Source organism: Sanguibacter hominis ATCC BAA-789, from assembly GCF_012396185.1.
Taxonomy (GTDB): domain Bacteria; phylum Actinomycetota; class Actinomycetes; order Actinomycetales; family Cellulomonadaceae; genus Flavimobilis; species Flavimobilis hominis.
Genome location: NZ_JAAXOW010000001.1, coordinates 725,125 through 749,260, shown reverse-complemented (window position 1 = coordinate 749,260; position 24,136 = coordinate 725,125). Strand labels below are relative to the sequence as shown.

Annotated in this window: 15 protein-coding genes; all 15 read left to right on the top strand. The window is 72.4% G+C overall.

Annotation, left to right across the window (positions count from 1 at the left end):
• Positions 1 to 10: 10 nt before the first annotated feature.
• The 15 genes from HF995_RS03425 to map all read left to right on the top strand — a co-directional run bounded on the left by HF995_RS03425 (position 11) and on the right by map (position 24,118).
• A complete protein-coding gene (locus HF995_RS03425; protein WP_168446373.1) occupies positions 11 to 1,549 on the top strand; it encodes an NADH-quinone oxidoreductase subunit M in 1,539 nt (512 codons plus the stop codon).
• The gene (gene nuoN, locus HF995_RS03420; protein ID WP_168446372.1) at positions 1,546 to 3,333 is read left to right on the top strand and encodes an NADH-quinone oxidoreductase subunit NuoN; all 1,788 of its coding nucleotides are present in this window, start codon (positions 1,546 to 1,548) and stop codon (positions 3,331 to 3,333) included. The genes HF995_RS03425 and nuoN overlap by 4 nt, the downstream gene beginning before the upstream one ends.
• The gene (locus HF995_RS03415) at positions 3,330 to 4,355 is read left to right on the top strand and encodes a polyprenyl synthetase family protein (protein ID WP_168446371.1); all 1,026 of its coding nucleotides are present in this window, start codon (positions 3,330 to 3,332) and stop codon (positions 4,353 to 4,355) included. Before nuoN ends, HF995_RS03415 begins: the two co-directional genes overlap by 4 nt.
• Before the next feature lie 133 nt (positions 4,356 to 4,488).
• The gene (locus tag HF995_RS03410) at positions 4,489 to 6,123 is read left to right on the top strand and encodes an RDD family protein (protein ID WP_350308713.1); all 1,635 of its coding nucleotides are present in this window, start codon (positions 4,489 to 4,491) and stop codon (positions 6,121 to 6,123) included.
• A 12-nt stretch (positions 6,124 to 6,135) separates the two neighbouring features.
• Positions 6,136 to 6,996: a PP2C family protein-serine/threonine phosphatase gene (locus HF995_RS03405; protein ID WP_168446369.1), complete on the top strand. Its 861-nt coding sequence runs from the start codon at positions 6,136 to 6,138 to the stop codon at positions 6,994 to 6,996.
• Positions 6,993 to 8,174, top strand: coding sequence for an FHA domain-containing protein (locus HF995_RS03400; RefSeq protein WP_168446368.1), 1,182 nt, complete (start codon positions 6,993 to 6,995; stop codon positions 8,172 to 8,174). Before HF995_RS03405 ends, HF995_RS03400 begins: the two co-directional genes overlap by 4 nt.
• Positions 8,174 to 9,766 (top strand): serine/threonine protein kinase, encoded by a 1,593-nt coding sequence (locus HF995_RS03395; protein WP_168446367.1) that lies wholly within the window; start codon positions 8,174 to 8,176, stop codon positions 9,764 to 9,766. The genes HF995_RS03400 and HF995_RS03395 overlap by 1 nt, the downstream gene beginning before the upstream one ends.
• 10 nt (positions 9,767 to 9,776) lie before the next feature.
• Positions 9,777 to 11,000 carry a hypothetical protein gene (locus HF995_RS13755; RefSeq protein WP_286189146.1) on the top strand — a complete coding sequence of 408 codons (1,224 nt, stop codon included), beginning with the start codon at positions 9,777 to 9,779 and terminating at the stop codon, positions 10,998 to 11,000.
• Positions 10,885 to 15,900, top strand: a complete 5,016-nt coding sequence (locus HF995_RS03390) for an Ig-like domain-containing protein (RefSeq protein WP_434060840.1) — start codon at positions 10,885 to 10,887, stop codon at positions 15,898 to 15,900. Before HF995_RS13755 ends, HF995_RS03390 begins: the two co-directional genes overlap by 116 nt.
• A gap of 109 nt (positions 15,901 to 16,009) precedes the next feature.
• Complete coding sequence (locus HF995_RS03385) at positions 16,010 to 16,972, top strand: AAA family ATPase (protein ID WP_168446365.1); 963 nt, start codon at positions 16,010 to 16,012, stop codon at positions 16,970 to 16,972.
• 2 nt (positions 16,973 to 16,974) lie between these two features.
• Entirely contained in the window at positions 16,975 to 18,216 is a 1,242-nt protein-coding gene (locus HF995_RS03380; RefSeq protein ID WP_168446364.1) for a DUF58 domain-containing protein, read from the top strand.
• Complete coding sequence (locus HF995_RS03375) at positions 18,213 to 20,696, top strand: transglutaminase domain-containing protein (protein ID WP_168446363.1); 2,484 nt, start codon at positions 18,213 to 18,215, stop codon at positions 20,694 to 20,696. Before HF995_RS03380 ends, HF995_RS03375 begins: the two co-directional genes overlap by 4 nt.
• 231 nt (positions 20,697 to 20,927) lie before the next feature.
• Complete coding sequence (locus HF995_RS03370; protein ID WP_350308712.1) at positions 20,928 to 22,304, top strand: FAD-dependent oxidoreductase; 1,377 nt, start codon at positions 20,928 to 20,930, stop codon at positions 22,302 to 22,304.
• Positions 22,305 to 22,444: 140 nt separating this feature from the next.
• The gene (htpX, locus tag HF995_RS03365; protein ID WP_168446361.1) at positions 22,445 to 23,302 is read left to right on the top strand and encodes a zinc metalloprotease HtpX; all 858 of its coding nucleotides are present in this window, start codon (positions 22,445 to 22,447) and stop codon (positions 23,300 to 23,302) included.
• A 48-nt stretch (positions 23,303 to 23,350) separates the two neighbouring features.
• Entirely contained in the window at positions 23,351 to 24,118 is a 768-nt protein-coding gene (gene map, locus HF995_RS03360) for a type I methionyl aminopeptidase (RefSeq protein WP_168446360.1), read from the top strand.
• Positions 24,119 to 24,136: the final 18 nt, after the last annotated feature.

The window sequence follows — 24,136 nt, the reverse complement described above, 5'->3', positions numbered from 1 at the left end:
GACGAGAGAAATGGACAACCTCGTGACCGAGAACGTCACCGCCTCCTTCCCCTGGCTCACGGCCCTCGTGCTCGTGTCCGTCGTGGGTGCCGTCGTCGTGTGGGCACTGCCCCGCGGGGCGCGCCAGCACGTGCGGACCACCGCGCTCGGCTTCTCGCTGGTGAACGTGGGTCTCCTCGTCGGCGCGTTCCTCGCGTTCGACACGTCGGCGGCGGGCTCGCACCAGCTCTACGAGCAGCACTCGTGGATCCCGCAGATCGGCACGAGCTACGCGGTCGGCGTGGACGGGGTCGGGCTGCTGCTCGTCGCCCTCGGCGTCGTGCTCGTGCCGCTCGTGATCCTCGCTGCATGGCGGGAGCAGGGCGACGACGTCGAGAAGCTGCGGCACTACCTCGCGCTCACGCTCGTGACGGCGGCGTTCATGACGCTCATCTTCGCGGCGCGCGACGTCTTCCTGTTCTACGTCGTGTTCGAGGCGATGCTCATCCCGATCTACTTCATGATCGGTGCGTTCGGCGGCGCTCAGCGCCGCGGCGCCGCGGTGAAGTTCCTGCTGTTCTCGCTCGCGGGCGGTCTCGTGATGCTGGTCGCGGTCATCGCGCTCTACATCCACGGCCCCGGTGGTGCTGAGGGCTTCCTCGTGGAGAACCTCACGGGCCTCGAGCTGTCACAGACGGCGGAGCGCCTCATGTTCGTCGGGTTCTTCCTCGCGTTCGCGATCAAGGCCCCGATGTTCCCCGTCCACACGTGGCTGCCGGACGCCGCGCAGCAGGCTCCCGCCGGCACGTCGGCGCTCCTCGTCGGCGTGCTCGACAAGGTCGGCACGTTCGGGATGCTGACCCTGTGCCTCCCGCTCTTCCCGGCCGCGTCCGCGTGGGCCGCACCGGTCGTCATCGTCCTCGCGGTCGTGTCGATCATCTACGGCGCGCTCCTCGCGCTCGGCCAGACCGACCTTATGCGCCTGATCGCGTACACGTCGGTGTCGCACTTCGGTTTCATCGTGCTCGGCATCTTCGCGACGACGCAGACCTCGGTCGCGGGCGCGTCGTTCTACATGGTCAACCACGGTCTGTCGACGGGGCTGCTGTTCCTCGTCGCGGGCATGATCGTCGCGCGGCACCCGAGCCGCTCGCAGCGGATCTCCGACTACGGCGGCCTGCAGCGCGTGGTGCCCGTGATCGCGGGCGTGTTCCTCGTGGCCGGCCTCTCGGCGCTCTCGCTCCCGGGCCTGTCGCCGTTCGTCTCCGAGATCATGGTGCTCATCGGCTCGTACAGCGCGGCGCCCGCCGCGGTGATCGTCGCCGCGACCGCCGTCATCCTCGCGGCGCTCTACATCCTGCTGACCTATCAGCGCATCTTCACCGGGCCGCCGCGTGACGGCCTGACCGAGCTTCCCGACGCCGTCGGGCGCGAGCGCTGGGTCGTGGCCCCGCTCATCGTCCTGATGCTCGTGCTCGGCTTCTACCCGCGTCCGGCGCTCGACCTCGTCGAGCAGCCCGCTGACGTGACCGTGTCCACCCAGCACGCCTCCGAGGGGAGCGCCTCATGAGCCCCGTCTTCGTCGAACCGACGGTCGACTGGTTCCTTCTGGCCCCGTACATCCTGGTGCTCGGCGGGGGTGTGCTCGGGGTCCTCCTCGAGGCGCTCCTCCCGGCCCGCCTGCGCAGGCCCGTCCAGCTCACGCTGAGCCTCGTGGTGCTCCTCGCCGCTGCCGCCATGATGGGTGCCCAGTGGTCGCGGCTCTCGAGCGATACGCCGGTGCTCCTCGTGCTCGGCGGCTCTGTCGTCCTGACGTACTTCTCGCTGATCCTGCAGGTCATCATCCTGGTGATCGCGGCGCTCGCGCTGCTCGTCGTCGCCGACCGCACGCCGGGCGGCGGGGCCTTCGCCCCGACGGCCGCGGCGGTCCCGGGGAGCGACTACGAGGAGCTCGCGCGTCGCAAGGGCCTCGAGCAGACCGAGATCTACCCGCTGTTCCTGTTCGCCGTCGGCGGCATGATGGTCCTGCCCGCGGCAGGCGACCTCATCACGATGTTCATCGGGCTCGAGGTGCTCTCGCTGCCGCTGTACGTCCTCGTCGGCATGGCGCGGCACCGCCGCCTGCTCAGCCAGGAGGCGTCGCTCAAGTACTTCCTGCTCGGCTCGTTCGCGTCGGCGATCTTCCTCATGGGTGCGGCCCTCGTGTACGGCTGGGCGGGCAAGCTCCGCCTGACCGACATCCTCGGCGCGGGCCTCAACACGATGCAGGCGTCGATGACCGGCGCTGACGACGGCACGAGGCTCACGGGCCTGCTCGTCACCGGTGTCCTGATGATGCTCGTCGGTGCGCTGTTCAAAGTCGGCGCGGCGCCGTTCCACCAGTGGACGCCCGACGTCTACCAGGGTGCGCCCACCCCGATCACGGGCTTCATGGCGGCCTGCACCAAGCTCGCGGCGTTCGGTGTCGCCGTGCGCGTCGCGTACTGGACGATCCCGCTCATGCTGCCCGAGCCGCAGGACGCCCTCCTCGTGGGCCTGTGGACCGTCGCGATCCTCACGATGCTGGTCGGTTCCGTCGTCGCGGTGGTCCAGCACGACGTCAAGCGCGTCCTCGCCTACTCGTCGATCGCGCACGCGGGCTTCGTCCTGGTCGCGGTGGGCTCGGTCCAGGCTCTGGACCCGACTGCGGCGCTCGACATGGCTCCGCTCCCGGCGATCCTCTTCTACCTGCTGGCCTACGGTCTCGCGACGGTCGGCGCGTTCGCCGTCGTGCACCTCGTCCGGGAGACCGCGCCGGCCTCTGGTGCCGCAGGCGAGGTCGTCGTCCTCGGTGAGGCGACACACCTGTCCCAGTGGACGGGGCTCGGCAAGCGCAGCCCGTGGCTCGCGGGCGCGTTCCTGCTGTTCCTGCTGTCGTTCGCGGGCATCCCGCTCACGGCAGGCTTCATCGGGAAGTTCTCGGCGTTCTCGGTCGCGGTCGACGCGGGCCTGTGGTGGCTCGCGCTCGTCGGTGTCCTGTGCTCCGCGATCGCGGTGTTCTTCTACGTCCGCATCATCGTGCTCATGTTCTTCGTGGACCCCGCTCCGGCGGACGACACGGAGGCGGACGGCGCTGCGGCCGAGGTCGTCGCGGCCGAGGCCGTCACGTCGGAGGCCGGCGAGCCGCGCGAGGCAGGCGTGGGGCTGCAGCTCGCGACGGCGCCCGTGCGGACGAGCGGCGGCGTCACGGTGCTCAAGGGTTCCGTCGGCAGCCGGGTGTCGATCGCCGTGTGCGCGGTCGCGACGATCGTCCTCGGTGTCCTCCCGGGGCCGGTTCTCGATCTGGTCGCTGAGGCGGCTAAGTTCATACCGTGACCCGTTCCCACGACGCCCGCGGCGCAGTCGGCTTCCCCGTTCCTGACGACGCCCTCGCGCAGCGCCTAGCTACCCGCCTCGCCTCGGTCGAGGAGCGCCTGCACGACGCAGCACGCCACGCCGACTCGCTCGCCGACGCCACGTCGCGGCACCTGATGAGCGCGGGGGGCAAGAGGTTGCGGCCGCTGCTGACGCTCCTGTGCGCCGAGCTGGGCGAGGCGGACGCGACCGAGGTGCTCGACGCCGCGGTCGTGGTCGAGCTGACGCACCTCGCGTCGCTCTACCACGACGACGTCATGGACTCCGCGCCCTTGCGTCGGGGTGCTCCTGCGGCGCACGAGCTGTGGGGCAACAACGTCGCGATCCTCACGGGAGACTTGCTTTTCGCGCGTGCCTCGCTCACTGTCGCGGGCCTCGGCCCGCAGGCGGTCGAGCTGCAGGCGCGAACGTTCGAGCGGCTGTGCCTCGGCCAGCTGCGCGAGTCTGTCGGCCCGGGTGAGGGTGACGACCCGGTCGCGCACTACATCCAGGTCCTCGCGGACAAGACGGCGTCGCTCCTCGCGACCTCCGCGCGCTTCGGTGCGTGGTTCGCGGGCGCCGACGAGGCGTACGCGGACATGGTCGCGGAGTACGGCGAGCGGGTGGGTGTGGCGTTCCAGCTCGCCGACGACGTCATCGACCTCACGTCGCCTGCGGAGGTGACGGGCAAGACGCCCGGCACGGACCTGCGGGAGGGCGTGCCGACGATGCCGACGCTGCTGCTGCGGGCCCGCGTCGCGTCGGGGGAGGGCTCGGCCGAGGATGCTGAGCTCGCCGCCCTGCTGGACGGTGACCTGAGCTCGGACGAGGTCCTCGCGGGCGTCGTCGAGCGCCTGCGCCGGCACGACGTGGTCGAGGAGACCCGCCAGGTCGCGACGCGCTGGGCGCGCGAGGCTGTCGACCAGGTGGCGGGGCTTCCCGAGGGGCCTGTCCGGGCGGCCCTCGAGTCGTTCGCGAACGCCCTGGTCGACCGGGCTTCCTGACCTGTGGCCGCCAAGAGGCGCTCGCCGGGCTGCCGTGTAACCTGATTCCGCGGTGCGCCGGTTCTTGAGCGGTGCTCTCGCGACAGTCGGCAGTCAGTCGCATCGACGGTGAACAGGGACAGGACTTCCACAGGTGAATGCACGGTACTCATCCCGGGGCCCCTCGGCGCCGAGCCTGACGACAGCGTCGTACGGCAGGCGCGTGGCTGCGTTCCTCATCGACGGGTTCCTGTCGTGGGTCCTGCTCGTGCCGTTCGTGGCGCCCTGGTACCTCGACGTGCTCGACGCCGCCCGGCGTACCGCGGCGGGGGACATCGGCGTGGTCGCGCCTGCGCCCCCGGTGTCCGTCGGTCTGGGCATGCTGCTGACCTTCGTGCTCGGGATCGTGCAGTGGTGGCTCGGCGGCACGCGCGGCTACACGATCGGCAAGCGCCTCGTGAAGATCCGGGTGCTCGACGAGCTCACGGGCCAGCCCGTCGGCATGGGCCGGTTCCTGCTGCGTCAGCTCGTCCTGGGTGCGACCGGTGGGATCCTCGTGGGTCTGCTGTCACCGCTGTTCGACAGCTCAGGCAGGCTGCGCGGCTGGCACGACCGCGCCGCGAGCACGGCAGTCACGGAGGCGCCCGCGGACGATGCGGGTCGCCGCGCCGAGCGTGTCGCCCGGGGCAGCGACGAGATGGTGCCGCCCCCACCCGGTGGCGCCCAGCCCACGGTGGCCTCGGTCCCGTTCGCGGTGCCCCCCGCCCCGGGCGCGTCTGCTCCTGTCCCGGCTCCGGTGCCCGTCCCGGTTCCCGTGCCTGCCTCGACGTCGGCCCACGCTCCGGTCCCGCCGCCCCCCGCGACCCGCAGCGGGGTGCCGCCCCTGCCCGCATACCTCGGCGAGCCGCAGACCACGGCTCCGACGCACGCGTCGGTGCCTGTCCCTCAGCCTGCGCCCCTCCCTCAGGCCGCGCCTCGGCCTGTGCCCCTCCCGCCGCCCCCCGTCCCGGCCGCGCCGTCCCCGGTGCCCCCGCCGCCCGGCCCCGTCGAGCAGCCTGCACATCTCGCGCAGCACGTGACCGCCCAGCCCCTGCCTGCGGTCCCCGCCGCGGCCGCGCACGCGCCGTCCGCGTCTGCCCCCGTGCCAGCTCCGGCGCCCCAGATGTCTCCGGACGCTCCGGGGTCCGGTGCGAGCGCGTCGACCGCCCCGACGGCGGCCGTGCCCGCGCCCGACACGGGCGTCATCACCGCCGTCCCGCACTTCGGGTATGCGGCACCGCAGGCACCGGCCGGCCGTGCCGGGGCCGCCCCGCCCGCGGCACCGCCGGTCGCCGCTGCGGCTCCTGCGCGCCTCGCACCGTCCGAGCCGTACGTCGAGCTCGACGACGAGACCGAGATGACGCGCCTGCGCACGGACCCGCCGCGGGATCGTGCTGCTACCGCGTACATCCCGCCGTCGGCGCTCCTGCGCATCTCTGACGGCACCGAGATGACCATCACGGACACCGTGCTCGTCGGCCGCAACCCGTCCCCGGCACCCGAGGAGAGCATCGGGCAGCTCGTCCGCGTCCAGGACCCGGGCCGGTCGGTGTCCAAGACCCACCTGCTCGTCGGTGTCGACGCCGACGGCGTGTGGGTCGTCGACCGCGGGTCCACGAACGGCACCGTCGTGACGCTCACCGACGGTCAGCAGATCATCTGCGCGGAGCACCAGGTCGTGCGTCTCCCCGAGGGGGCGACCGTGACCTTCGGCGACTACTCCGCGTCCTTCGTCCACCGCAACGACTGAGCCAGGAGAGACGTGCGCACACTCTGGGGCTCCGCGACCGACCAGGGCCTGGTCCGGTCGATCAACGAGGACTCGCTGCTGGCCTACCCGCCGGTGTTCCTGGTGGCTGACGGCATGGGCGGTCACGACGCGGGGAACGTCGCCAGCCGGGTCGTCGTCGACGAGTTCACGTCGCTCATCGGGCGTGACCACGCGACGACCGAGCAGGTGCACGACGCGATCATCCGCGCGGCGTCCCGCATGCGGGAGGCGCTCGGGGACCGCACGGGCGGGACGACCGTCGCGGGCGCCGCACTCACGGTGATCGATGACGGCGAGTACTGGCTCGTGTTCAACGTCGGTGACTCACGCGTGTACCGGCTCGGCGAGGCGGGGCTCGAGCAGATCTCGGTCGACCACTCGGTCGTCCAGGAGCTCCTCGACTCGGGCGAGATCGACGCGGCGACGGCGCGCAACCACCCGGAGCGTCACGTGATCACGCGTGCGGTCGGCACGGGCTCGCTCCCGGAGCCGGACTACTGGCTGCTGCCCGTCTCCACGGCGGACCGCTTCCTGCTGTGCTCGGACGGCCTGACGACGGAGCTGACGGACGCGACGATCGAGCACGGCCTGCGGTCGTTCGACGACCCGCAGGTCGCCGCCGACTGGCTCGTCGGCGCAGCCGTCGAGAGCGGTGGCCGCGACAACGTGACCGTCGTCGTCGTCGACGTCGTCGCGCTCCCGGGCGGGCTGCCCGCCGAGGACGCGACGATCACGCGCGGCCGGATCGAGGACGCAGACCGGGTGCCGCTGCACGGGCCCGACGGCGCTGCGTGGAACGAGGAGCTGCACGGCAGCACCGTGCCGCGCGGTGATGAGGGAGGGGCACGATGATCGTCCCCCGGTACCTTCCTGGCCGCTGGGTCGCCGTCGTCGCCGAGGGCTGCGTCGCGCTCCTCCCGGAGGGCACGCTGCCGTCCGTCCTCGACGCGGTGTGGGACATGCTGCGTGCCGGCGAGGGCATGGACGCGCTCCTGCCGGTGCTCACGGGCAGCCGCGCACACGGCGCGTTCGGACTCGTCGAGATGTCGGGGCCGACGGTGCGCGCGTACCTGAGGGGCGAGGTCGAGCTCGAGGCTGTCGGCGGTCGGGCGCTCGACGCGTCGACCGTGCTCGGCGACGACTCGCGGCTGCGCGCGGCCGGCACGGCCGACGTGCCGTGGGTGGGGGTCGAGTGGGCGGACGTCGACGAGTTCACCGTCCGCGCCGTCGAGGAGGCGCCGACGGGTGCGTCGGCCCGCCGCGGTACCGGGTACACCGTGCTCGCCGGGGTGGTCCCCGCGGCGTGCGTGACCGTGCACCTGCGCCTGTCCGTCTCCCTGCCCGCGAGCTCGATCGGTGGCGCTGCTGCGGTGGGCGACGCGGAGCTCGAGGAAGAGCTGTACGGCGACACGATCCTCTCGATGCCGGCCGGTCTCCGTGAGGACGTCGAGGCGACCAGGGTGCGCGTCGACGCGCAGCCATTCTCCGTGCCGACGGCCCCCAGCCCGTCCGTCCCGTCGCCGCCGGCTCCGACGCCGCCACCCGCGCACCAGGCGGGTGCTCGCGTCCGCGCCGTCGAGGACCACGACGGCGAGACGATCCTCAGCTCGGACCTCGTCGAGATCCGGCGCTCGCTGTCGAGCTGGGCGCACCCGCAGGTGCCCGGCCCGTTTGCGGTGCCGACGGAGATCGCGCCCGCGAAGCTCGTCATGTCGAGCGGTCTCGTCGTGACGCTCGACCGTGCTGTCCTCATCGGACGCGCGCCCGTCGTCAGCCGCGTCGCGAACCGCGACCTGCCGCGGCTGGTGACGGTGCCGAGCCCGCACCACGACATCTCGCGCACGCACGCGCAAGTGGTCCAGGAAGGTCAGCGCGTCTTCGTCACGGACCTCGACTCGACCAACGGTGTGGTGCTGCACGCGCGCGGCCAGGCGCCGCAGCGCGTGCGTCCCGGCGTCCCGGTCGAGATCAGCCCTGACGCGACGGTGGACATCGGCGACGGCGTGACGTTCCGGGTGGTGCGCTCCTGATGAGGGCGCGTCGAGAGGCGTCGACCCCGCCTGAGATCCCCGGCTTCGAGTACGTGCGGCTGCTGGGGCTCGGCGGCTTCGCCGACGTCTTCGAGTACCGGCAGGACCTGCCGCAGCGGTCGGTCGCGGTCAAGGTGCTCCTCGCGAGCTCGATCGACGAGGCGACGCGCGAGCGGTTCTTCGTCGAGGCAAACCTCATGGCGCAGCTCTCGCACCACCCGTCGATCGTGACGATCCACCACGCTGACATCGCGGCGGACGGCCGGCCGTTCCTCGTCATGGAGTACTGCTCGCGCCCCGGGCTCGGGTCGCGCTACCGCGCGGAGCGGATCACGGTCACGGAGGCGCTGCGCACGGGCGTGCGCCTCGCCTCCGCCGTCGAGGCTGCGCACCGCCTGGGCATCTTGCACCGGGACATCAAGCCGGCGAACATCCTGACGACCGACTACGGGTACCCCGCGCTCACGGACTTCGGCATCGCCGCGACGATGGGTGGCGACAGCGCTGCCGGCACGGGCATGTCGATCCCGTGGTCGCCGCCCGAGCTCCTCGCCGAGGACCCGCAGGGGGACGTGCGCGGGGACGTGTACTCGCTCGGCGCGACGATCTACTCGATGCTGGCCGGCCGCTCGCCGTTCGAGGTGCCGGGCCAGCCGAACGGGCCCGCGGACCTCATCAACCGCATCGAGCGCAGCCCGCTGCCCAACATCGACCGCGACGACGTCCCGGCCGGGCTGCAGGCGCTGCTCGCGCGGACGATGAGCAAGGACCCGGTGCGCCGGTACCCGACCGCGTACGCCGTCGCGCAGGCGCTGCAGCAGGTCGAGCGGTCGATGGGGCTGACGGTCACGCAGATCGACGTCCCCGAGGACCTCGAGCGCACGGTCGTGCGCGCGCCGGTCCCGGGTCTCGCTGAGGGCGAGGTGACGCGACTGCGTCCGATCACCAGCATCGACCCGGTCCAGCCGCCGACCGTGTCGAGCACGACGAGCGCGCCGACGGCCGCGTCGACGGTCGAGGTGGACACGGCACCGCCCGCAGTGGCGTCACCCGTGCCGACGTACCTGGCGCCGCCGCCGCTGCCCGAGGGGGCGCGCCCGGCGTCCGTCGGGCGCCACACGATGGGGGCGAGCGTCCCGGACACCCCGAACGACGTCGGGCCCGGCTCGGCGGAGGCGCGGCGCCGCACGTGGCGCCGCCTCGGCGTGGGCGCGTCGGCGCTCGTCGTCGTCGGTGTCCTCGTCACCGCAGCGGTGCTCTCGACCGGCGATCCGCGCACGGGTCCGACGACGGCGGCGCCCACCCCGTCGGCGACGACGGTCGGGACGACCGTCGTGCCCGTCCCGACGGATCTCGTCGGGGCGCTGAGCGGCGAGCGCTCGGTGCTGTTCTCGTGGGTGAACCCGGACCCGCAGGAGGGTGACCGTTACCTGTGGGGAGTCGATGACGAGACTGACGCACGCCAGGTGACGGTGTCACCGTCGGCGACCGTCGAGCTCCCCGAGGGTGAAGACAGCGTGTGCATCGAGGTGTCAGTCGTGAGGACCGACGGCCGGGTGTCGACTTCTCCTGCGCGTGCGTGCTACCCATGAGCGAAGACCTATGACTCGTACGCGCGCATCCCTGCTCCAGAAGGCTGCTGGCGGTCCTGACCGCACAGGGCGACGTTGGATGACGACGGTGGCTGCTGCCGTCGTGCCAGCGCTCCTCGTCGTGCTCGCTTTCGTCAACCCGGGCGTCAAGGTCGCCCAGGTCGACCTGCACGACGGCTCGGTGTGGATCACCGCGCGGAGCGCGCAGAAGCTCGGACGCTTCAACGCTCAGATCAAGGAGCTCAACGGCGGCGTCGTCGCGAACCGTGACCAGTTCGACGTGCTGCAGTCCGGTCCGGACGTGCTGCTCGTCGAGGCGGGTGCGGCGACGGTCGTGGACCCGGCGGCGGTGTCCCTCAGCACGCCGGTCGCGCTGCCGGCAGGGGCGGCGGTCGCGATGGACGCGGGGACGGTCGCGGTCACCTCGCCCGAGGGCGGGCTGTGGGTCTCGGCGTTCTCCGCGCTCGCGGGAATCTCGCTCGACCCGGGCGCCGCCGACGCGACCCTCGGGGCCGGGGCGGTCACGGTCGTGACGAAGGGTGGTGCGGCGCTCGCGTTCGACCCGACGACGGGCAAGGTCACGCGCGTCGAGGTGGTCGACGGCGAGAAGGTCGTGACGACGGGCCCCGAGCTGGAGGGGGCGAAGGGGATCGTGCCGGAGGCGGTCGCGGCGGTGGGGGACGCGCTGGTCGTGCTCGCGGCCGGGCGCCTGCACGCGGACGGCTGGGTCGCGGACCTGTCGAGCCTGGGCGGGGTCGTGCTGCAGCAGACCGGGCCGTCGCACGAGCACGTGCTGCTCGGCTCGCCGAGCGGCCTCGTGCGGGTCTCGCTCGACGACGGCGAGGTGGCGGAGGTGCCGACGGGGGGCGTCGGGCACGCCCGCGGCGCCCGTATACCTGGCGGGCTGCGAGTACGGCGCATGGTCGTCGACGGCGGGCAGCTACCTGCGCAGCTGTGGCGACGACGAGCCGCAGATCGAGGCGCTCACGGGCGTCGACGGCGCGTCGGAGCTGCGGTTCCGCACGAACCGGAACGTGATCGCGCTCAACGACGTGCGCGAGGGCATGGTCTGGTTGCCGGCCGACGTCCCGACGATGCACCGGCCCGACTGGGACACGATCGACCGCGAGGAGGAGTCCCGCGACGAGGAGAAGGCGACCGACGAGGTCGAGTCCACGACGGACACCCTCGAGGAGTGCAAGGAGCAGACGTCGACGCCGCAGCCGCGGCCTGACGACTACGGCGTCCGGGCGGGCCGCACGAGGATCCTGCAGGTCCTCAACAACGACGTGTCGGTCGAGTGCGGCGTCCTGACGATCACCGAGCTCGACGAGATCCCCGCGGCGTTCGGCACGATCTCGCCCGTGTACGGCGGGCGGGCGTTGCAGCTCGCCGTCCAGCCGGGGGCGACCGGGTCGGTCGACTTCACGTACTCGGTTTCGGACGGTCGCGCTGGCAACATCCCGCAGACGACGAGCGTCCGCCTGACGGTCGTGCCGAGCGGCGCGAACTCGGCGCCGGTCCAGGACCGTCGCCCGACGTTCACGGTCGAGGCGGGCTCGTCGTTGCGGGCGGACGTGCTCGCGTCGTTCAGCGACCCGGACGGGGACGACCTCCAGCTCGTCGGGGCGTCGGTCGTCTCGGGGTCGGGGCAGGTGCGGGCGCGTCTCGACGGGATCCTGCAGTTCGACGCGACGGGTGCCGAGCTCGGGCGTCGGGTGGTCCGTGTCACCGTGAGCGACGGTGAGGAGCAGGTCAAGGGCGAGGTCAACGTCGACATCCGCGCCCCGGGCACGGTGCCCCCGGTGATCGACCCGATCCACGCGACCGCCCGTCAGGGCGAGCTCATCACGGTCGACGTCCTCGCGTCGGTGCGCAGCGTGTCGAACGAGCCGCCGCGTCTCGCCGCGGTCGACGCGGTCGAGGGCACCGAGGTCGCGGCCGACACGGCTGCAGGGACGTTCACCTTCCGCTCGTCAGTCACCGGGACGTACTACGTGCCGGTCGTCGTGACGGCGGGCACGCAGCAGGCGGCGCGGCTCGCCCGCATCGACGTCGTCGCGGTGCCGGAGACGATCCTGCCGCCGGTCGCAGTGCGGGACACCGCGCTCCTGCCGCTGGGTGGCGAGGTGACGATCGACCCGCTCGCGAACGACACGGACCCGAGCGGCTCCGTCCTCGTCCTCGTGTCCGCGACCGCGCGCCCCGGCTCGGACCTGCGCCTCGGCGTCATCAACCACCGTCAGCTGCGCATCTCGTCAGAGCGGTCTCTCGGCGGGCCGGAGACGGTCGAGTACGTCGTGTCGAACGGGCCGGAGACGGCGCGCGGCGAGATCCTCGTCATCCCGACCGACCCGAGCGCGGCCCAGCGCCCGCCGGTCGTCCCGGACGTCGAGGTGACGGTGCGCACCGGCGGGGTCGTGACCGTGCCCGTGCTCGAGGACGCTTTCGACCCGGACGGCGACGAGATGACGCTCGTCCGCCAGATCGCGGAGGCACCGGCGGACGGGCTGCTGTTCGTCTCGGGCGACGTCCTGAGATATCAGGCCGGTCCCAACCCGGGCCGGTCGCAAGCGTTGTTCCAGGTCGCTGACTCGAACGGCAACGTGACGAGCGCGCGGCTGACGGTCAACGTCCACGCGTCCGACCGTGCCAGCAAGGAACCGGCGCGCCCGCTCGACCTGATGGCGCGCGTCTTCGAGGGCGAGACCGTCCGCATCTCCGTGCCGCTCGTCGGCATCGACCGCGACGGCGACGGCGTCACGCTGCTCGGCCAGGCGTCGGCACCGACGAAGGGCCGCATCCTGTCGGTCGGCGCCGACTACCTCGAGTACGAGGCGCTGCCGGGCGAGTCCGGCACCGACACGTTCACCTATGCGGTCGAGGACTGGGTCGGTCAGCGCTCCGTCGCGACGATCCGGGTGGGCATCGCGCTCCGCTCGGCCGAGCGTCCGCCGATCGTCGCCCGCGACGAGACCGTCCAGGTGCGCCCCGGCGAGCGAATCGAGGTGCGCGTCCTCGCGAACGACGTCGACCCGTCCGGCAGCGCGCTGTCGATCATCGAGCCGTTCACGGCCCCCGAAGGGATCGACGCGCGCGTCGAGGGGCGCCGCATCGTCGTGCAGACCCCCGTCGACGAGGGTGTCTGGGCCATCCCGTACACCGTCGGCAACGCTGTCGGCGGACGCGCGAGCGCCGTCCTGACCGTGCGCTCCGTCAAGGACGCGGCGATCGAGCCTCCGGTCGCGCGCGACGTCGTCGTGCCTGCGATCGACACGATCGACAAGACGACCGTCGAGGTCGACGTGCTCGCGGTCGCCGAGAACCCGTCAGGCCCCCTGACCGACCTCGCGGTGTCCGTCCCGAGCAGCCACGCGGCGGTTGCGCAGGTCAACGCCGCGAGGAAGGTCGTCGTGACGCTCGGCGACACGGCCCGGACCATCCCGTACCTGCTCACCAACACGCGGCCCGAGGCGAACAACGTCGGGTCGTACGCGTTCATCACCGTGCCCGCGCTCGGCGACTTCCCGCCGGTCCTGCGCCCGAAGGCGCGCGAGCTGCGCGTCGCCGCAGGTGCGGAGCTGCTCATCGACCTCGACGAGTTCGTCCAGGTCGGCCCTGGCCGCACGGCACGCATCTCGAACCTGGAGGGCGTCTCCGCGACCCGCTCCGACGGCTCCGCGCTGACGGTCGACGAGAGCACGCTGCGGTACGTCTCCGACCCGGCCTACGCGGGCCCCGCGTCGATCACGTTCGAGGTGACGGACGCAGCGCCAGGTGCGCTCGACGCACGCTTCAAGGTGCTCACCCTGCCGATCACCGTGTACGCGACCGAGGACTACCCGCCGCAGTTCCTCGTCCCGACGCTCGACGTCGCGCAAGGTGGCGCGCCGATCTCGCTCGACCTCAACGCCGTGACGCGCGGTCCCGAGGGCGAGACGCCCGGCCAGGCCCTCTACGCGTTCGCGATCACGACACCCCCGCCCGCAGGCGTGACGGCGACGATCAACGGGACCGTCCTCACGCTCCAGGCCAGCACGGGCGTGCAGCCGGAGACGGTCGGCAAGGTCGGCATCCGGATCTCGTACGGCGCGCGCGGAGTCCTCGACGAGGCCGTGAACGTGCGCGTCACGCAGAGCGACCGCCAGGCGCCGCGCGTCCAGGACTTCGCTGTCGACGCGCTCCCCGGCGTCGCGAGCACCGTCAACGTGCTGGCCGGGGCGTTCAACCCGTTCGCGCCCGAGCCGCTCCGTGTCGTGAGCGCCGACGTCGTCGCGGGGCAGGGGACCGTCTCCGTCTCGGGGAGCTCGCTCGCGATCACGCCGGCCGTGACCGCGACCGGGACGATGAAGGTGCGGTTCCGCGTCCGCGACGTGACGAACGTGCCGACACGCGAGGCCGAGGGCATCGTCACCGTGACGATCGCCGAGGTGCCCGCCACGCCGACCGCTCCGGTCGCGAAGGCAGGCAGCGGCCCGACCGTCGACCTCTCGTGGGACGCTCCCGTGTCCGCGCCGCCCGTGACCGAGTACGAGGTCAAGCTCAACGACGGTACGGTCGTGCGTTCCGTCGGGACCCGCCTGACGGTCCGCGACCTGCAGTACGACCGCGAGTACACGTTCTCCGTCCGCGCCCGCAACCTCGTCGGCTGGTCCGAGTGGTCGCCCGTCTCGAACGCGGTGCGGCTCGAGGTCACGCCCGAGGCACCGAACGCGCCCACCGTCCAGTTCAAGGACCAGGCGCTCGCGGTGAGCTGGAGCGAGCCACGCTCGGAGGGCCTGCCGATCACCGGCTACGAGGTCCAGGTCGTCGGCGGGACCGGCGCGAACCTGGTCGTCGCGTCCTCGACGACCAGCCGCGAGGTCACCGGCCTGCGCAACGGCACGTCGTACGCCGTCCAGGTGCGTGCTACCAACTCGATGGGCAACTCGAGCCCGTGGAGCCCTGCGACGACCGAGACCCCCGCCGGGCGCCCGGGTGCGCCCACCCTCAAGACGCTGCAGGGCGACGGGACGATCACCGTGGAGTGGTCGGGGGCTGACCCGAACGGCGCGAAGATCAGCGGCTACACGATCTCGGTCTCCGGAGGGGAGTCCCGAACGCGGGACAGCTCGCGGACGAGCGAGACCTTCGCGGTCAAGAACGGTGAGGACTACACCTTCACGGTCGTCGCCACGAACCGCGCCGGCAACTCGGAGCCTGCGACGATCAAGGCCCGCACCTGGGCCGTCCCCGGGTCGGCGACACGCGGAGACGTCGTGCAGACGAACCCGACCGGCGCCGAGTTCGGCGGTGGCGAGGTGCGCTACTCCTGGAACCCGCCGTCGAACACCGGCCGTGCCGGCAAGGGCATCGACTTCTACTGGGTCCGCGTGGGCGACGGCGAGCGGCAGCGCGTCGACGGCACGTCGATCACGGTGGGCGGCCAGTCGAGCGAGGCCGTCTCGCCCGCGGTGAGCGTGCGGCCGTGCATCGTCGAGGGCGGCGGCAACGTGTGCGCCGAGGCGGACGCCGCGCTGCGCCTCGACGGCATCCGCGTCGTGACCGTGCCCCAGGCGCCGACCGTCGACCTCGTCGCCACGGGCGGGCGCGGTTTCGAGTGGACCGTCAAGGCAGGGAGCGACGGCGGCGCGCCCGCCACCCTGACCGTCTGCGTCAAGAAGGGTGACTCCGCGCCCGAGTGCGGCAAGCCCGCCAAGGGCAGCGACTCTTACAAGGGCAACGTCACCGTGACGGCTTCCGCGAGGAGCGACATCGGCACGAGCAAGGTGAGCTCCGCGAGCACCACGACCACGCCGGACCCGCCCCAGGCCCCTGGGAGCTTGACGGCGACCTCCCCGGTCCCGCTCGGCGTGACCCTGACCTGGGCTGCGCCGGGTGACACGGGTGGCGCTGACATCACGGGCTACAGGTGGGAGGCCCGCAAGAACGGCTCGCTGATCTGGTCGAACAGCGGCACCGTGTCCGGGTCGGAGCGCACCGCCACCTTCTCGGTGCCGGCGGCGGACGGCGGCTCGGAGTACGAGGTCCGTGTCCGCGCCGTCAACTCCGCCGGTGAGGGCGAATGGTCGTCGACCGCCACGGTCACGATCACGCCTGAACCGGCGCCCCCGCCTGCTGGCGGAGGCCCGTAGTGCGCCCCGGTGGCTGACGGTCGATAGAGTGACCCCGCCGCAGCAGAGAACGACAGCACCGACAGCCCGACCCGACTCAGGGTCCTGACCACGGAGGCACCGCACCGTGATGACACCCGAGCAGGCCGGCTGGTTCGCCGAGACCTTCGAGGCGTTGACCACCAACGTCAGCAAGGCCGTCCTCGGCAAGGAGCACACGATCCGCCTCGCCATGACCGCGATGCTCGCGGAGGGGCACCTGCTTCTCGAGGACGCCCCCGGCACCGGCAAGACGTCGCTCGCGCGCGCAATCGCGGCGACCGTCCAGGGGACGCACCACCGCATCCAGTTCACCCCGGACCTGCTGCCGTCCGACGTCACGGGCGTCTCCGTCTACGACCAGTCGAACGGGACCTTCACGTTCCACCGCGGCCCGGTCTTCACGTCGATCCTGCTCGCCGACGAGATCAACCGTGCGTCGCCCAAGACGCAGTCCGCGCTCCTCGAGGTCATGGAGGAGTCGCGTGTCACGGTCGACGGCGAGCCGTACGAGGTCGGGCGGCCCTTCATGGTCATCGCGACGCAGAACCCGATCGAGCAGGCCGGGACGTACAAGCTCCCCGAGGCGCAGCTCGACCGCTTCCTCATCAAGACGTCGCTCGGCTACCCGGACCACGCTTCGACGGTGCGGATCCTTGCCGGCTCCGCCGACCGTGACCGTGCGTCGCGCCTCGCGCCCAAGATCACGACCGACGCCCTCGCCGAGATGGCCGACATGGCCGCGACGGTGCACGTCGACGAGGCAGTCCTCGACTACGTCTCGCGTCTCGCCGAGGCCACCCGCGAGGACGCACGCACGCGCCTCGGCGTGAGCGTGCGCGGCTGCCTCTCCCTCGTGCGCAGCGCCAAGGTGTGGGCGGCCTCGCTCGGCCGCCCGTTCGTCATCCCCGACGACATCAAGGACCTCGCCGAGCCGGTGCTCGCACACCGCCTCGTGCTCGACGTCGAGGCGGAGTTCGCGGGCGTCACGAGCGACGAGGTCCTCCAGGACGTCGTCGCCACGACCGCGCCACCCGTGGAGCGGGTCGTCTGACGATGCCCTCCGTCCCGGTCGCCCCTGCGGAGCTGAGGCGCGCGGCGGCACCCGTGGTCCGCGGGCTCGCCGCCGTCCGGCGCCCGCTCACGCACGCCCTCGCGCACGTCACGCCGCTCGGCTGGGTGGTTCTCGCCCTCGCGGTCGTCGGCATCGGCGCCGGGCGCCGCTTCGGCTGGGACGAGCTCGTCACGGGCGGCGTCGCGCTCGCGGGGCTGCTGCTCGTCAGCGTCATCCTCACGCTCGGCCGCTCCACGTACGCGGTCGAGCTCGACCTCGCCGACCGTCGGGTCACCGTCGGGCAGCGAGCCCTCGGCCGCATCGCCGTGACGAACGTCGGACGCGCCCGCATGCTGCCCGCGGAGATCGAGCTGCCCGTCGGCGCTGGCGCCGCGAGCTTCGAGATGCCGTCGATGGCCGCCGGCGCCGTCCACGAAGAGGTCTTCGCCGTGCCGACGGCGCGCCGCGCCGTCGTCGTCGTCGGCCCCGTCCGCTCCGTGCGCGGCGACGCGCTCGGCCTCGTGCGCCGCCAGGTGCGCTGGACCGAGCCCGACCAGCTCTACATCCACCCGCGCATCGTCTCGCTCGCCTCCGCCCGCACCGGCGTCATGCGCGACCTCGAAGGGCAGGCGACGCGCGTCGTCTCCGAGAACGACATGTCCTTCCACGCCCTGCGGGAGTACGTCGCGGGCGACGACCGTCGCAACATCCACTGGCGCACGAGCGCCCGCCTCAACAAGCTCATGGTCCGCCAGTACGAGGACACGAGGCGCACGCACACCGCGCTCGCGCTCGAGGACGCGCGCGCCGCGTACCTCGACGAGGACGAGTACGAGGCCGCCGTCGAGGTGTTCGCGTCGGTGGGCGCGCAGGCCGTCCGCGAAGGGCTCGAGATCACCGCGCTCTCCGGGGACGAGGTGCTGCGCACCGGCACGCCGCCGCGCTTCCTCGACGACTGTGCAGGACTCGTCTCGCGGCCCGGGCCGCCCGGCCCCGGCGTGACCCGCACGGTCGCGCAGACCGTGCCGCACGCGTCGATGGTCATCGTCGTCACCGGCTCCATCCCCAAGGCCGCCGAGCTGCGCCGCTCCGCCCTGCACGTGCCCGCGGGCGTGCGGACCGCGATCATCGTCGTCTCGCTCGGCCACGAGCTGCGCATGCAGACGCTCGGACGCCTCTCGGTCGCCCACCTCGGGGACCTCACCGACCTGCCGCGACTCGTCTCGAGGCTGGTGTCGCCGTGAGGACCGCCGAGAAGAAGGTCCGCGACGTCTCTCTGTCGGGCGTCCACACGACACCGCCCGGCGTGCGGCGCGTCGTCGACGTCACCGTCCTCGGCCTCGCCGTGCTCCTCGCGCTGCTCGTGCTGCTGCCCGTCTACGGCACGTCAGCGGTGTTCCTGCCGATCGTCGGCGGCGTGCTCCTCGGCGCGCTCGTCGTGCTCGTCGCACGCGAGCGCGGCTGGTCCTCGTTCGTCGTCGTCGGTCTCACGCTCGGCGTCTACCTCCTCTTCGGCGGGGTGCTCGCCGCGCCGTCGACGACGGTCGCGCGTGTCGTGCCGTCCCTCGAGACGCTCGTGTCGCTCGTCGGCGGGCTCGTCGCGGTGTGGAAGGAGATGCTCACCCTCGAGCCGCCCATCGGGCCGGTCGACAACCTCATGGTCGCGCCGTTCGTCCTCGCCCTCGGTGGGACCGTCCTCGCGGGCATGCTCGGGACCGTCGCGGCGTCGTCGTGGACGGGCTGGGCTGCTGAGGGCGCGCGCAGCGGGCGCGCGCCCGCCGGCAGCGACGGTGCGACGCGGCGCGCGGCGGCGGTCTCCGTCCTCGCTGCGAGCCTCGTGCCCGGGGTGGTGCTCGTCGTCGCGATCCTGTTCGGCACGGTCGAGGCGCCGCTCGCGACCGTCGTCGGGCTCGGCATGGCTGTACTCCTGACGCCCTGGATCGCGTGGCGGCTGCGCTCCTGGCACCCTCGGCGCATCGTCACGCTCGTCGTCATGGCGGCGGTCAGCGTCGGCTCAGGCCTCTTCGTGACGCCGCACGTCGCGGGCGACGCGCCACGCACTGTCCTGCGCAACGAGGTCGTGCCGCCGTTCGACCCGAACGACCACGCGAGCCCGCTCGCCGCGTGGCGCCGGTACGTCAAGGACTTCCCCGAGACGCCCTTGTTCCGGGTCGAGGGCCTTCCTGAGGGAGCGCTCGTCCGGCTCGCGACGATGGACGCGTTCGACGGCGTCGTCTGGAACGTCGCGGACGAGTCCGCGAGCAGCTCGACCGGCGCGTTCCGTCGCGTGGGCGAGGAGATCCCGACGAACGTGACCGGCACCCCCGCCGAGGTCGCGTTCACGATCGAAGGGCTCGACGGCGTCTGGATGCCGATGGTCGGGCAGACGACGAGCCTGAGCTTCGAGGGGCGGCGCAGCCGCGAGCAGCAGCGCGCGTTCCGCTTCAACGACGCGACGGGTGGCGCCGTGCTGCCCGAGGGGCTGCGCAGCGGCGACTCGTACCGTGCGACGACGATCGTGCCGACCGTCCCGTCCGACGAGGAGCTCGCGTCGGCGGTCGCCGCCGACGTGGTCCAGCCCGAGCTCGAGCGCGTGCCCGACTCGGTCGCGCAGCGCGCGTCGACGATCGCGTCCGAGGCGGCGAGCCCGGCGCTCGTCGCGCGGGCCGTCGAGGCGACGCTGCAGCAGGGCTGGTTCAGCCACGGCATCGAGGCGGCGGGGGAGTACCCGTCCCTGTCGGGTCACGGTGCGGCGCGAATCGACGAGCTCCTCACCGGCGACCTCATGGTCGGTGACGGCGAGCAGTACGCGTCGGCGATGGCGCTCATGGCCCGGCACCTCGGCCTGCCCGCCCGCGTCGTCATGGGCTTCCGTGCGCCCGACGGCGCGACGGGCGACGTCGAGATCACCGGCACCGAGATCCAGGCGTGGGTCGAGATCAGCTACGAGCGCTACGGCTGGGTGCCCTACTTCCCGACCCCGGACGAGTCGCGCACGCCGAGCGAGGACACGGAGCCGCAGGAGTCTGAGCCGCAGCCCGAGGTCGTGCAGCCGCCGCCGCCGCCCGAGGACCCGGTGACCCCGCCGAAGGACGACATCGAGAACCCGGACGTCGAGTCCGACGACAAGGTCGTCGAGGAGCCGATCGACTGGCGTCGGATCGCGGTCGTCACCGTGTCGATCGCGGTGCCGATCCTGCTCGTCGTGCTGCCGCCGCTGCTCGTCATCGCGGCCAAGACGCGGCGCCAGCGCCGGCGTCGCACGGCGGCAGTGCCGCTCGACCGGGTGACGGGCGCGTGGGACGAGGTGCTCGACGCCGCGCACGACCGCCGTGAGCTCGTGTCGCGGTTCGCGACGCGCGCGGAGAGCGCGCGGACGCTCGAGGCGTCGTTCGCGGGCGTGCGCGTGCAGCCGCTCGCACGGGCCGCTGACACGGCCGTGTTCGGCCCGGGAGAGCCGTCGGAGGCTGACGCCGAGGCGCTCTGGGCGCAGGCCGACGAGGTCGTCGCGGGGATCACCGCGCACGGCACGTGGCAGCAACGGCTGCGCGGCAAGATCTCGGTCGCGTCCCTGCGGGCTCGGGCGCTGCAGCGGCGGGCGGAGCGTCGCGAGCATGAGGCGCTCGTGCGTGCCGAGCTGCTGCGGCAGGGCGGGACCGTCGTGCAGCCGCGGAGGTCGCGTCGAGCGGAGCGGCGGGCGCGGCGCGCCAGGGCAGGCGACTGACCGAGCGACGGTCGAGGCGTGCGCCGTCGTGGTGCGCGGGTGTGGTGGATCGTGTGTGCGTGTGGTCACCCTCTCGGGACTACCGGGAGGTGGCGGACTAGGCTGGGGCTGGGCGGTACGCCCGGATGTCCGCGATGTGAGCATCGCGTCCCGGACCGTGACACGCGGGCGTCGGTGGCCGACACTCGCAGCACCGCCCGGGACACCACCTTGATCGGAAGGCACCAACTCGTGAGCAACAACCGCCCCCTGCGCGTCGCGGTCGTCGGCGCCGGCCCCGCCGGCATCTACGCCTCGGACATCCTCTCGAAGGCGGACGTCGACGTCTCGATCGACCTCATCGAGCGGCTCCCCGCGCCGTTCGGGCTCGTGCGCTACGGCGTCGCCCCCGACCACCCCCGCATCAAGATGATCATCCAGGCGCTGCACAAGGTGCTCGAGCGCGGCGACGTCCGCCTCCTCGCCAACATCGACTTCGGCACCGACGTCACGCTCGACGAGCTGCACGACCACTACGACGCGGTCATCTTCTCGACCGGCTGCATCAAGGACGCGCCGCTCGCCATCCCCGGCGCCGAGCTCGACGGGTCCTACGGCGCCGCAGACTTCGTCTCCTGGTACGACGGCCACCCCGACGTGCCCCGCACGTGGCCCCTCGAGGCGCAGCACGTCGCGGTCCTCGGTGCGGGCAACGTCGCGCTCGACGTCGCGCGCATCCTGTCCAAGCACGCGGACGACCTGCTGCCGACCGAGATCCCGGACAACGTCTACGAGATCCTCAAGACGTCGCCCGTCACCGACGTGCACGTCTTCGCCCGTCGCGGCCCCGCGCAGGCGAAGTTCTCGCCGCTCGAGCTCCGCGAGCTCGGCCACGTGCCCGATGTCGACGTGATCGTGTACCCGGAGGACTACGAGTTCGACGAAGGCTCGATGGCCGCGATCGAGTCCTCCAACCAGACGAAACAGGTCGTCAAGACGCTCACCGACTGGGCCCTCGCGGACCCGTCCGGCTTCTCGGCGTCCCGCCGGCTGCACCTGCACTTCCTGCACGCCCCGGCCGAGATCCTCGGCGAGGACGGCAAGGTCGTCGGGCTGCGCACCGAGCGCACCCGCCTCACAGGCGACGGGACCGTCACCGGCACCGGCGAGTTCCACGACTGGCCCGTCGAGGCCGTCTACCGGGCCGTCGGGTACTTCGGCTCCGAGCTGCCCGGCATCCCGTTCGACCCGATCAAGGGGGTCATCCCCAACCGCGAGGGCCGCGTCGTCGACGCGGCGGGCGAGCAGGTCCCCGGCGTGTACGCCACCGGCTGGATCAAGCGCGGGCCCGTCGGCCTCATCGGGCACACGAAGTCCGACGCGTCGGAGACGATCCGCCACCTCGTCGAGGACGTCGACTCGCTGCCCCGCGCCCCGCACGGCGCCCCCGAGGACATCACGACGTTCCTCGCTGACAAGGGCGTCGACGTCATCGAGTGGAACGACTTCGTCAACCTCGAGGCGCACGAGATCGCGCTCGGCGTCGCCGCTGGCCGTGAGCGCATCAAGGTCGTGCCGCGCGAGGAGATGATCGCGATCGCGAAGGGCGTCACCGCGCCCACCGCCTGACGCACCTCCACGAGGGCGCCCTGCCGACCGGCGGGGCGGCCTCGGGAACGCGGCGCCGCACCCACGCGTTGAAACCCATGAGGCCGACGCCGATCGTCCCGGGGCACGACTGCCCGGCGGTGTCGTCCGAGGGGAGAGAGATGCACAGGCACAACAACGGGCTCAAGACCGCGGCGCTGTTCGGCGTCTTGTGGGCGGTCCTGCTCGGGCTGTGGGCGCTGTTCTTCCGGGACAGCTCCGGCATGCTGATGATCTTCGTGGGTCTTGGTCTCGTGTCGACGTTCTACTCGTACTGGAACTCCGACAAGATCGCGATCCGCGCGATGCACGCCTACCCCGTCACGGAGCTCGAGCAGCCAGCCATGTATCGGATCGTGCGCGAGCTCTCGACCGAGGCACGCCAGCCGATGCCCCGCCTCTACGTGTCGCCGACGGCCGCCCCCAACGCCTTCGCGACGGGCCGCAACCCCGCGAACGCCGCCGTCTGCTGCACCGAGGGCATCCTCACGCTGCTCGACGAGCGCGAGCTGCGCGGCGTCCTCGGCCACGAGCTCATGCACGTCTACAACCGTGACATCCTCACGTCGTCCGTCGCCGCGGCGATCGCCGGGGTCGTGACGTCGCTCGGGCAGTTCCTGCTGTTCTTCGGAGGCGGGGACCGGCGCAACGCCAACCCGGCCGCCGCGATCGCGATGGCGATCCTCGCGCCGCTCGCGGCGTCGCTCATCCAGATGAGCATCTCCCGCACGCGCGAGTTCGACGCCGACGAGGACGGGGCCGCCCTCACGCGCGACCCGCGCGCGCTCGCCTCCGCGCTGCGCAAGCTCGAGCAGGGCACCCAGGCGGCACCCCTGCCGGTCTCGCAGCCGCTCGAGAACGTCTCGCACCTGATGATCGCGAGCCCGTTCCGCGCCAAGGACGTCGGACGGCTGTTCTCGACGCACCCGCCGATGGACGAGCGTGTCGCACGGCTCGAGAAGATGGCGTACGGCGGGTAGGGACGGTTTCCGCCCGCGGCGCCGCGCAGCGGACCTAGGATGGTTCCCATGATCGAGCTGCGCACCCCCTCCGAGATCGACGAGATGCGAGAGTCCGGACGGGTGGTCGCCAAGGCGCTCGCCGCCGTCAAGGACGCCGCGAAGGTGGGGTCGACCCTGCTCGAGCTCGACCAGGTCGCGCGCGACGTGATCTTCGGTGCGGGCGCCACGTCGCCGTTCCTCAACTACCACCCGGACTGGGCGCCCACGCCGTTCCCGGGCGTGATCTGCGCGAGCGTCAACGACGCCGTCGTGCACGGCATCCCGACGGACCAGGTCATCGAGGACGGCGACCTCGTGTCGATCGACTGCGGGGCCGTCCTCAAGGGCTGGGCCTCCGACTCGGCGATCTCCTTCGTGGTCGGGACGCCCCGCCAGGAGGACCTCGAGCTCATCGCGACGACGACCGCCGCGCTCGAGGCCGGCATCGCCGCCGCCCAGGTCGGCAACCGTCTGGGCGACATCTCCGCGGCGATCGGGCGGGTCGCCCGCAAGGCGAAGGTCGGCAACCTCGAGGACCACGGCGGCCACGGCATCGGCCGGGAGATGCACGGTGAGCCGTTCATCCCGAACGAGGGCCGTGCCGGCAAGGGCCTCGAGCTCAAGGCTGGCCTCGTGATCGCGCTCGAGCCGATGTTCATCCACGGCGGCTCCGGCCGCTACCGCCACGGCGAGGACGGCTGGACGCTCTACTCGCGCTCGCGCCAGCGCGCCGCGCACGTCGAGCACACGATCGCGATCACCGACGACGGCCCGCGCATCCTCACGCTGCTCTGACCTGGCCCGCGGGCGCCT

Coding starts and splice junctions, on each gene's coding strand:
- HF995_RS13755 (WP_286189146.1), top strand. CDS start 9,777: ATGACTCGTACGCGCGCATCCCTGCTCCAGAAGGCTGCTGGCGGTCCT.
- HF995_RS03400 (WP_168446368.1), top strand. CDS start 6,993: ATGATCGTCCCCCGGTACCTTCCTGGCCGCTGGGTCGCCGTCGTCGCC.
- htpX (WP_168446361.1), top strand. CDS start 22,445: ATGCACAGGCACAACAACGGGCTCAAGACCGCGGCGCTGTTCGGCGTC.
- HF995_RS03395 (WP_168446367.1), top strand. CDS start 8,174: ATGAGGGCGCGTCGAGAGGCGTCGACCCCGCCTGAGATCCCCGGCTTC.
- nuoN (WP_168446372.1), top strand. CDS start 1,546: ATGAGCCCCGTCTTCGTCGAACCGACGGTCGACTGGTTCCTTCTGGCC.
- map (WP_168446360.1), top strand. CDS start 23,351: ATGATCGAGCTGCGCACCCCCTCCGAGATCGACGAGATGCGAGAGTCC.
- HF995_RS03385 (WP_168446365.1), top strand. CDS start 16,010: ATGACACCCGAGCAGGCCGGCTGGTTCGCCGAGACCTTCGAGGCGTTG.
- HF995_RS03425 (WP_168446373.1), top strand. CDS start 11: ATGGACAACCTCGTGACCGAGAACGTCACCGCCTCCTTCCCCTGGCTC.
- HF995_RS03380 (WP_168446364.1), top strand. CDS start 16,975: ATGCCCTCCGTCCCGGTCGCCCCTGCGGAGCTGAGGCGCGCGGCGGCA.